The organism is Methylomonas subterranea, from assembly GCF_024505185.1.
GTDB classification, from domain to species: Bacteria; Pseudomonadota; Gammaproteobacteria; order Methylococcales; family Methylomonadaceae; genus Methylomonas; species Methylomonas subterranea.
On the sequence record NZ_JANIBJ010000034.1, the window covers coordinates 35,784 to 45,308 of the forward strand.

The 9,525-nt window shown below is 54.9% G+C and carries 10 protein-coding genes; all 10 read left to right on the forward strand.

The genetic code is table 11. The features are described 5' to 3' along the window. Window positions 1–15: 15 nt before the first annotated feature. The 10 genes from bioB (at window position 16) to NP590_RS16295 (ending at window position 9,485) form a co-directional block, all read left to right on the forward strand. A complete protein-coding gene (bioB, locus tag NP590_RS16250) occupies window positions 16–1,008 on the forward strand; it encodes a biotin synthase BioB (protein WP_256603679.1) in 993 nt (330 codons plus the stop codon). Beyond that, window positions 1,005–2,165: an 8-amino-7-oxononanoate synthase gene (gene bioF, locus NP590_RS16255; RefSeq protein WP_256603680.1), complete on the forward strand. Its 1,161-nt coding sequence runs from the start codon at window positions 1,005–1,007 to the stop codon at window positions 2,163–2,165. Before bioB ends, bioF begins: the two co-directional genes overlap by 4 nt. Beyond that, on the forward strand, window positions 2,162–2,923 hold the full coding sequence (gene bioH, locus NP590_RS16260) for a pimeloyl-ACP methyl ester esterase BioH (protein WP_256603681.1): 762 nt from the start codon (window positions 2,162–2,164) through the stop codon (window positions 2,921–2,923). Before bioF ends, bioH begins: the two co-directional genes overlap by 4 nt. Next, a complete protein-coding gene (bioC, locus tag NP590_RS16265; RefSeq protein WP_256603682.1) occupies window positions 2,920–3,717 on the forward strand; it encodes a malonyl-ACP O-methyltransferase BioC in 798 nt (265 codons plus the stop codon). The genes bioH and bioC overlap by 4 nt, the downstream gene beginning before the upstream one ends. Beyond that, window positions 3,714–4,379, forward strand: coding sequence for a dethiobiotin synthase (bioD, locus tag NP590_RS16270; RefSeq protein WP_256603683.1), 666 nt, complete (start codon window positions 3,714–3,716; stop codon window positions 4,377–4,379). The genes bioC and bioD overlap by 4 nt, the downstream gene beginning before the upstream one ends. Window positions 4,380–4,463: 84 nt before the next feature. Then, window positions 4,464–4,859, forward strand: coding sequence for a bacteriohemerythrin (locus NP590_RS16275; protein WP_256603684.1), 396 nt, complete (start codon window positions 4,464–4,466; stop codon window positions 4,857–4,859). Between the two features lie 241 nt (window positions 4,860–5,100). Beyond that, window positions 5,101–6,231 (forward strand): cytochrome c oxidase subunit II, encoded by a 1,131-nt coding sequence (gene coxB, locus NP590_RS16280; RefSeq protein WP_256603685.1) that lies wholly within the window; start codon window positions 5,101–5,103, stop codon window positions 6,229–6,231. Between the two features lie 55 nt (window positions 6,232–6,286). Continuing rightward, a complete protein-coding gene (gene ctaD, locus NP590_RS16285) occupies window positions 6,287–7,900 on the forward strand; it encodes a cytochrome c oxidase subunit I (protein ID WP_256603687.1) in 1,614 nt (537 codons plus the stop codon). A gap of 154 nt (window positions 7,901–8,054) precedes the next feature. Continuing rightward, window positions 8,055–8,597, forward strand: a complete 543-nt coding sequence (locus NP590_RS16290; RefSeq protein WP_256603689.1) for a cytochrome c oxidase assembly protein — start codon at window positions 8,055–8,057, stop codon at window positions 8,595–8,597. A gap of 12 nt (window positions 8,598–8,609) precedes the next feature. Next, window positions 8,610–9,485 carry a cytochrome c oxidase subunit 3 gene (locus NP590_RS16295; protein WP_256603690.1) on the forward strand — a complete coding sequence of 292 codons (876 nt, stop codon included), beginning with the start codon at window positions 8,610–8,612 and terminating at the stop codon, window positions 9,483–9,485. The last annotated feature ends 40 nt before the right edge of the window (window positions 9,486–9,525 follow it).

Consider the following 9,525-nt stretch of genomic DNA (forward strand, 5'->3'; position numbering starts at 1 on the left):
TTGGAGATTACCAGAATGTCTGTTATGCCGGAACCCATTCAAATCAAAGCGCCGTTGCGCCACGACTGGCTGTTGAGCGAAGTCGAAGCGCTGTTGCTTATGCCGTTCAACGATCTGCTGTTCAAGGCACAGACCGTGCATCGGCAGTATTTCGATCCCAACGAGATTCAAGTCAGCAGTTTGTTGAGCATCAAGACGGGTTCATGCTCCGAAGATTGCGGCTATTGCCCGCAAAGCGCGCGTTACGATTCCGACCTGAATCCCGAAGCCTTGATGCCGGTCGACGCGGTATTGAAGGCCGCCGGCCAAGCGAAGGCCGAGGGCGCTTCCCGGTTTTGCATGGGCGCCGCATGGCGCAGCCCCAAGGACAGGGATATCGAACGGGTGGTGGAAATGGTGCGGGGCGTCAAGGCTCTTGGCATGGAAACCTGCGTCACGTTGGGCATGCTGACCGACAGGCAAACCCAGGCTTTGAAAGACGGCGGTCTGGATTACTACAATCACAATCTGGATACCTCCGAGGACTATTACTCCGAGATCATCACCACCCGCACTTACCAGGACAGACTGGATACCTTGGAGCGTGTGCGCGACGCCGGCATCAATGTCTGTTGCGGCGGTATCGTCGGCATGGGGGAAACCGAAACCGACCGGGCCAAATTGTTGTTGCAACTCGCCAATATGCCCAAGCATCCGGAAAGCGTGCCCATCAATATGCTGGTGCGGGTGGAGGGAACGCCATTGCACGGCGCCGAAGCGCTGGATCCCTTGACCTTTGTGCGCACCATCGCCGCCGCGCGAATTTTGATGCCGCAATCGCGGGTGCGTTTGTCCGCCGGGCGTAAAAGCATGAGCGATGAAATGCAGGCCTTGTGCTTTTTGGCCGGCGCCAACTCCATTTTCTACGGCGACAAATTGTTGACGACCGATAATCCGATGAGTCAGCACGACAAACAGTTGTTCGATCGCTTGGGCGTGCGCATGGGCGGATCCAGTTACGCTGGATGAGCGCGGATTTCTACGATTTTTCCGAACAGTTGGCACGGCTGAAACAGCAGGGGCTTTATCGCGGCCGGCGCGTGGTCGATGGTCCGCAAGGCGTATTGTTAAGGGTCGACGGCAGGCCGGTGGTGAATTTTTGCGGTAACGATTATCTGGGTTTGGCCAACCATCCCGAAGTGGCGTCCGCGTTTAAACGGGCGGTAGACCGTTATGGGGTCGGCAGCGGTTCGGCCCATCTGATCTGCGGGCACGGCAGTGCCCATCACGCCTTGGAACAAGAGCTGGCGGCGTTTACCGGCCGCGAACGGGCCTTGCTGTTTTCCACTGGCTATATGGCCAATCTGGGCGTGATTTCGGCATTGGTCGGCCGTGGCGACGCGGTATTCGAAGATAGGCTGAATCATGCCTCCTTGTTGGATGGCGGCCTGCTGTCGCGCGGGCAATTCAAGCGCTTCCGCCATCGCGATATCACGGATTTGGCGGAAAAATTCGGCGATCGGGCGAATAAAGTCTTGATCGTCAGCGACGGCGTTTTCAGCATGGACGGCGATCTGGCGGATTTGCCGGCCCTGGCGGCCCTGGCGAAACGGCAACGGGCAGGCTTGTTCATCGACGACGCCCACGGTTTCGGAGTGCTGGGTAAAAACGGCGGCGGTATTGTCGAACATTTCGGTTTGACGCCTTGCGATGTGCCTATTCTGATGGGTACCCTGGGTAAGGCCTTCGGTACCTTCGGCGCGTTTGTGGCGGGTTCCGAGGAATTGATCGAAATGCTGATTCAAAAAGCCAGAAGCTATGTGTTCACCACCGCATTGCCGCCCGCCGTCGCCGAGGCCACTCGCGTCGGCCTGCGCCTGCTGCAAACCGAAAGCTGGCGGCGGGAAAAACTGGCCGAGTTGGTGGCGCGGTTCAGGGCCGGGGCGCAACAACAGGGTTTGCGCTTGATGGATTCCTTCACGGCCATTCAACCCATCCCGATGGGCGATAGCCGGCGAGCGCTGGCCGTCAGTCAGGCGCTGCTGCACAGGGGCTTCTGGGTGTCGGCGATTCGGCCGCCGACCGTGCCGGCCGGAACCGCCCGCCTGCGGGTGACATTTTCCGCCGAGCATGACTTACAACAAGTCGATGGCTTGCTCGATGCCTTGATCGGGGTGATGGCATGAGCTATATCCATGCCGAAACTTTCGGCCAGGGGCCGCCCTTGGTGATGATACACGGCTGGGCCATGCACAGCGGCGTTTGGCGGGATTTTGCCCGTCGACTGGCGCTGCATTACCGGGTGATTTGCGTGGACCTGCCCGGACACGGTCGCAGCGAGGCGCTGGAAGCGTTTAAGCTGGAAAATATTGCCGAAACGGTTCTTGCGGCGATTCCGCAACGGCGGTTTTTCCTGCTGGGTTGGTCTTTGGGGGCGACGGTGGCGATGGCGATGACCAGTCGGGCGCCGGAGCGCGTCGAGCGCTTGTTTGTGTTGGCCGGAAATCCGCTGTTTGTCCAAACCGGCGACTGGCCGGGGGTGAAAGCCGAGACCTTGGACGCCTTTGCCGAACTGTTGCAAACCGATGTGCAACAAACCCTGCTTCGGTTTTTGGCTTTGCAAGTCAACGGATTGGCGCACGGAAAAACCTTGTTGCAATCCTTGCGTTGGGCTCTGCTGGAATGTCCGCCGCCGGCGGCGGAGGTGTTGCGGGCGGGGCTGGATGTGCTGAAAAATACCGATTTACGGGCGTTTATGCGGGAAAACCCGGTAAGCACCAGCATGATTCTGGGTGAGAAAGACACCCTGATACCCGTCGGCTGCGGCGCTGCCGTGCAAGGACTGAACCCGGAAGTGAAGCTGCAAATCCTGTCGTCCGCCGGTCACGCGCCATTTTTATCTCACCCGCAACAGCTGGTTTCCGCCGTAACCGGAGTGTCATGACAATTGAAGTGTTGTTGGATAAAGGCAAAATCAGGCGTTCGTTCGCGGCGGCCGCGCAAAGTTATGACGGCTTGGCCGCGCTGCAAAGACAAGTCGGCTTGGAATTGTTGCGGCGCTTCCCGCCGCGCAATGGCACCGGCCCGATATTGGATGTGGGCTGCGGAACCGGGTTTCTGACCGGTCACTTGGCTGCGGCCGGTTCGGAAGAGCACTTGCTGGCGCTGGATATAGCCATGCCGATGTTGGCTGCCTGTCGCGGCAAATATCCGCGCATGCGCGCCGATTACATCTGCGCCGATGCGGAAAAGCTGCCCTTTGCCGCGCACAGTATCGACCGTATTTATTCCAATCTGGCCTTGCAATGGGCCGTGGATTTGCCGGCCGCCTTGCTGGAGTTGAAGCGGGTATTAAAGCGGCCGGGCAGTCTGGTATTCGCCACCTTTGGTCCGCGCACCCTGCTGGAATTGAAACAGGCCTGGGCGACCGTGGACGACTATGCCCACGTTAACGAATTCCATGCCGCCGGCCGTATCGAAATGTTTTTGCGGGACGCGGGTTTTAACGAAATCGATCTGGCGAGCCTGCTGTACAGGTCCGAATATCCCGATGTCGAAAGTTTGATGCGGGAGTTGAAGGGCATGGGCGCGCACAATGTCAATCGGGGGCGCAAACCCGGACCGACCACCAGGACTCAGTTGCAACAGATGATTAAGCACTATCCAAGGCAGGATTCCAGGCCCGGCATTACGGCCGGCTATGAAATTATTTTTGTACGGGCGGTGGCGCGGGCATGAGTAACGGTTTTTTTATTACCGGTACCGACACCGATGTCGGCAAGACCTGGACAACCCTGGCATTGATGCGCGCCTTGCAGATGCGTGGACTGGCGGTTAACGGCATGAAACCGGTGTCGGCCGGTTGCGCTTGGATGCAGGGCGGCTGGAAAAATGCCGATGCCTTGTTGCTGCAGCAACACGCTTCCCGTGCGTTTGATTACCAACGTATCAATCCGTATGCGTTTCAGTTGCCGGTGTCGCCGCACATTGCCTGTGGCGACAGCAAAGTTGAAATGGCAGTCATTTTGCGCGGCTTCGAATATTTGCGGGACAGGAGCGATTGCGTGCTGGTGGAAGGAGCGGGGGGCTGGTTTTCGCCCCTGTGCCGGGATTGGGACAATGCGCATTTGGCCAAAATCATGCGTTTGCCGGTCATTCTGGTGGTGGGCATGCGCTTGGGCTGCATTAATCACGCCCGGCTGAGCGATGTGGCGATTCGGCGGTCCGGTTGCGAGCTGGCCGGTTGGGTGGCGGTGCGGATAGACCGCGATATGCCGGAATTTCAGGCGAATCTGGATTTTTTGCGGGCCGGTATCGAGGCGCCTTTGCTGGGGGTGTTGCCGCATATGTCTCGGCCCGATTTCGCTTATCTGGCATCGAGGCTGACCATTCAAAACTGAAAATTTGTTGATCCAAATCAAGATTTGCCGCCTCTTTTGTCATGACAATGCGACCTCCACAATAAAAATCACTGGAGGTAAGCTATGGCGTTAATCACTTGGACTGCGGAACAATACGGCACCAATGTCGGATTTGCCGATCAGGAACATCAAACTTTGTTCGGATTGCTGAACAAATTGTACGATGATGCAACCGGCGGCGCGGCGCGCGCCACGATAGGCGCATCGCTGGATGCCTTGATTTCCTATGTGGTGGATCATTTTGCCCACGAGGAAAAAGAGATGGTGGCCAAGGGTTTTGGCGGTTACGAGCGCCACAAAGCGGAACATGATGCCTTGGTGGGCATTTGCGCGGATCTGCAGAAAAAGTTTCATGCCGGCGAGGCCGACGTAACCGATGAAGTGGGTCAGATGGTCAAAGGCTGGCTGGACAGTCATATCCCTACTTTCGATAAGGCTTATTCATCGGCATTACAGTAATAAATAGTTTTGTTTTAAGAAATAAAGGCCCGCGAATAGGCATATTCGCGGGCCTTTTTTATGTTATTTGACACATCGGGAAAAGCTCTTCTGGTTAAGCGAAGAGTCATAGGTTAAAATTAACCGGTTAATTCGTGATAAATATCGGTAAAAGGAATAGTTGTCTGCCTGATTGCAGGCCGCAAAATTACAATAAGATATACGCATACAAGTTTATAACTACAACCGAGGAGGCTGCTCCGTGAAGAAAACAAAGCAACTGCTCGCGTGTTTGGTTTTGATGGCCTTGGGTCTCGGGACTGCGCATGCGGACTACACTCTTAACCTGGTACAAGGGGTGACGCAACTCAGTCATGAGTTGTACGATCTGCATATGCTGATCCTGTGGATTTGCGTGTTCATCGGTATCGCCGTGTTCGGCACCATGTTTTACTCGATTTTCCATCACCGTAAATCCAAGGGGCATCAAGCCGCCACCTTCCACGAAAACACCACGGTGGAAATCGTCTGGACCATCATCCCAACCTTGATTCTGGTAGGCATGGCCATTCCGGCCACCAAGGCCGTGATCGATCTGGACAAGGTGCAGGAATCCGAGATGAGCATCAAGGTCACCGGTAAGCAATGGTACTGGGATTACGAATATCTGGATAACGGCATTCATTTCGAGAGTCATCTGGACGAAGCCAGCGAGAAAGTTCATCGCCAAAAAGATGGCGATCCGCGCACGGTTGCCAATTACTTGTTGAATGTCGATAAGCCTCTGGTCGTTCCGACCAAAAAGAAAATCCGTTTTCTCTTCACGGCGGCCGATGTCATCCACTCCTGGTGGGTGCCCGATTTGGGCTGGAAAAAAGACGCCAACCCCGGTTTTATCAACGAGGCCTGGACCTATGTCGAAAATCCCGGCGTTTATCGCGGTCAATGCACCGAGTTGTGCGGACGCGACCACGGCTTCATGCCGGTGGTGGTGATTGCGATGGAGCAGGATCGTTATGATGCCTGGGTCAAGGAAACCCTGGACAAACAAAATCAGGCGCCCGATCTGGCCGAACAAAGCCGCTCGGTATTGATGGCCAAGGGCGAATCGGTTTATTTGAAAAACTGCGTGGCCTGCCACCAGATCGACGGTAAAGGTATCAGTGGATGGTACCCTGCCTTGAGAGGCAGCGAAAAAGTCACCGGCAACATGGATCAGCTGATTGGTTTCATCCAGGCCGGTACCAGCAAAATGCCCGCTTTCCGCAAATTGCCCGATAATGAATTGGCGCAGCTGATTACCTATATCAGAAACGCGCCGGAACTGGGTAACAACGTGGGCGACGAAATTCAGCCCGATAAAATCACTCCTAAATGGGACGATGACGAGTAAGCTCCCAAGCTTTTCCCGTCCAACTCATTTTTCAATAGTTATTGAGGTATAAAGTATGTCTGCTGTCGTAGCTGAACATGATGATCACCACGATCATCACGATCACGGCCCTCAGAAGGGCGTTTTAAGATGGATAATCACCACCAACCATAAAGATATAGGCACGCTGTATCTGGTGTTCGCGCTGGCGATGTTTTTCGTCGGCGGTACCATGGCTCTGATCATTCGTTCCGAATTGTTCGAGCCCGGTTTGCAATTCGTCGATCCCAACTTCTTCAACTCCATGACCACCATGCACGCGCTGGTGATGGTGTTCGGGGCGGTGATGCCGGCCTTCGTCGGCTTGGCCAACTGGATGATTCCGATGATGATAGGCGCGCCGGATATGGCTCTGCCGCGCATGAACAACATGAGTTTCTGGATGCTGGTGGCCGGGGTTTTATTGCTGGCCAGCACGCTGTTCATGGAAGGCGGCGCGCCATCGGCCGGTTGGACTTTATATCCGCCGTTGGTGTTGCAAACCGGTAAGGCCTTTCCGTTTGCCATATTCTCGGTCCACATGCTGGGAATTTCGTCCATCATGGGTGCCATCAATGTGATTGCGACCATTTTCAACATGCGCGCCCCCGGCATGACGCTGATGAAAATGCCGTTGTTCGTCTGGACTTGGCTGATCACCGCGTTCTTGCTGATCGCCATCATGCCGGTATTCGCCGGCGCGGTAACCATGTTGCTGACAGACCGTTTCTTCGATACCAGTTTCTTCGATGCGGCCGGCGGCGGCGATCCTGTGTTGTATCAGCATATTTTCTGGTTCTTCGGTCACCCTGAAGTGTACGTGATGATTCTGCCGACTTTCGGCGTGGCTTCCACCATCATTCCGGTATTTGCCCGCAAACCCTTGTTCGGTTATTCTTCCATGGTTTATGCGACCGGCGCGATTGCCTTCCTGTCTTTCATCGTTTGGGCGCATCACATGTTTACCGTCGGTTTGCCAATTGCCGGCGAACTTTACTTCATGTACGCCACCATGCTGATTGCGATTCCGACCGGTGTGAAAGTGTTCAACTGGACCGCCACCATGTGGAAGGGCTCCATGACCTTCGAAACGCCGATGTTGTTCTCCATCGCCTTCGTGGTCCTGTTCACCATGGGCGGTTTCACCGGCTTGATGATGTCAGTGGCTCCGGTTGACTTTCAATACCACGATACCTACTTCATCGTGGCGCATTTCCATTACACCCTGGTACCGGCTTCCATCTTCATTCTGATGGCGGCGGGTTATTACTGGCTGCCTAAATGGACCGGTAATATGTACAACGAAAAAATCGGCCAGCTGCATTTCTGGTTGTCGGCGATTTCGGTCAACATCCTGTTTTTCCCGCAGCATTTCCTGGGGTTGGCGGGCATGCCGCGCCGGATTCCGGACTATGCGATTCAATTCGCGGATTGGAACATGGTGTCCAGTATCGGTGCCTTTATCTACGGTTTCAGCCAGTTGTTGTTCGTGTATATCGTGATCGACACCATACGCGGCGGTACCGGCAAGGTATCCGCGGAGGTTTGGGAGGATGCCAGCAAGCACAGTCTGGAATGGACCGTGCCTTCTCCAGCGCCCTATCATACCTTTACAACGCCACCGGAAAGCATTCCGACCGAGCATTTTTAAGCTTGTACATCAATAGAGGCAGATTCCCCGCCCCCGATAAGGCGGGGAGAACTGAGTAAATGGATACCAAGAAAAAAAATATCCTGACGGCTGTAATTCTGATTGCGGTAGCGTTAACGATTTACGTAATGGCGGTGATGAAGGCCATGTCGCAATGAGCGAAGACTTGAAGCGGAAGAACACGAAACTGGCGCAAAAACTGGTGTTCGTGGCGCTGCTGATGTTCGGTTTCGGTTATGCATTGGTACCCATCTACGACGTGCTTTGCGACATTACCGGGCAGAATGCCAAATTGAAGGAAGCGGTCGAGGCCGATCAAGCCTTTGCGGTCGATGAAAGCAGGGAAGTGAACGTTGAGTTCATTACTTCGGTGAATGAATCGACTCCGCTGGATTTCCGCGTGGAAACACGCAGCATGAAGGTTCATCCGGGGCAGTATTACACGGTGAATTTTTATGCAAAAAACAATCTGGCGGTGCCGCTGAAGGCGCAGGCCATTCCCAGCATAACGCCGGGTCTCGCGGAAGAATTTTTTAAAAAAGTACAGTGTTTTTGTTTTGAGTTACAAACCTTCGCGGCGCGGGAGGAAAAAACCATGCCGGTGCGGTTCGTGGTGAATCCGCGGCTGCCGGAGCGTTATAAAACCATTACATTGTCTTACACTTTTTTTGATAGAACTAATAACACTGAAAATTGAGAGGGGAAGGTTATGTCTACACACGGCGCTTATTACATCCCGCATAAGGCGGTCTGGCCTGTTTTGGCTACTGCGGGCCTGATGCTGATGCTGGCTGGGTTTGCCAATCATTTGAACGGTTCGGGCATCGGTTCGGGCATGATGCTGACCGGCTTTGTGACTTTTCTGGTCATGCTGGGCTTCTGGTTCGCCCTGCAGTCGACCGAAAGCGAATCCGGCATGTATAACCACGGGGTGGGCATTTCCTACCGCATGGGCATGATGTGGTTCATTTTTTCGGAGGTGATGTTCTTCGCCGTATTCTTCGGCGCGCTGTGGTACGCGCGTAACATTTCCATACCGCATCTGGGCGAGGGCGGCATGCCGAGCGGTCCGGGCCGATCCACTCACGATGTATTATGGCCGGCGTTTCAGGCGGTATGGCCGACCAATGGTCCCGGCAACGTCGGCGGCGAGTTCGAACCGATGGGCGCCTTTGGTCTGCCGTTCATCAATACCCTGCTGCTGCTGTCCAGCGGCGTCACCTGCACCTGGGCACATCACGGATTGTTGGCTAAAAACCGCGACCAGTTGATCAAGGGTCTGCTGGCGACAGTGGGTCTGGGCTTTTTGTTCGTGGCTTTCCAAGCTACCGAATATTACGAAGCCTATCACGAAATGGGTCTGACCCTGGGCTCCGGCATCTACGGCTCGACATTCTTCATGCTGACCGGTTTCCACGGTTTCCACGTATGCGTGGGTGCCATTATCCTGTCGGTGGTGTTATTCAGAAGCTGGAAGGGGCACTTTTCTCCGGAAAACCACTTTGCCTTTGAAGCTGCTGCCTGGTATTGGCATTTCGTCGACGTGGTCTGGTTGGGCTTGTTTATCTTCGTTTACATCATGTAATCGCGAATCGGCCGAAAAAAGCGCGCTCCGGCCGGAGCGC

What these genes read in the sequence shown, in the direction of transcription:
- NP590_RS16275 (WP_256603684.1), top strand. Translation starts at nt 4,464, where the DNA reads ATGGCGTTAATCACTTGGACTGCGGAACAATACGGCACCAATGTCGGA.
- bioB (WP_256603679.1), top strand. Translation starts at nt 16, where the DNA reads ATGTCTGTTATGCCGGAACCCATTCAAATCAAAGCGCCGTTGCGCCAC.
- bioC (WP_256603682.1), top strand. Translation starts at nt 2,920, where the DNA reads ATGACAATTGAAGTGTTGTTGGATAAAGGCAAAATCAGGCGTTCGTTC.
- NP590_RS16290 (WP_256603689.1), top strand. Translation starts at nt 8,055, where the DNA reads ATGAGCGAAGACTTGAAGCGGAAGAACACGAAACTGGCGCAAAAACTG.
- bioH (WP_256603681.1), top strand. Translation starts at nt 2,162, where the DNA reads ATGAGCTATATCCATGCCGAAACTTTCGGCCAGGGGCCGCCCTTGGTG.
- ctaD (WP_256603687.1), top strand. Translation starts at nt 6,287, where the DNA reads ATGTCTGCTGTCGTAGCTGAACATGATGATCACCACGATCATCACGAT.
- bioF (WP_256603680.1), top strand. Translation starts at nt 1,005, where the DNA reads ATGAGCGCGGATTTCTACGATTTTTCCGAACAGTTGGCACGGCTGAAA.
- NP590_RS16295 (WP_256603690.1), top strand. Translation starts at nt 8,610, where the DNA reads ATGTCTACACACGGCGCTTATTACATCCCGCATAAGGCGGTCTGGCCT.
- bioD (WP_256603683.1), top strand. Translation starts at nt 3,714, where the DNA reads ATGAGTAACGGTTTTTTTATTACCGGTACCGACACCGATGTCGGCAAG.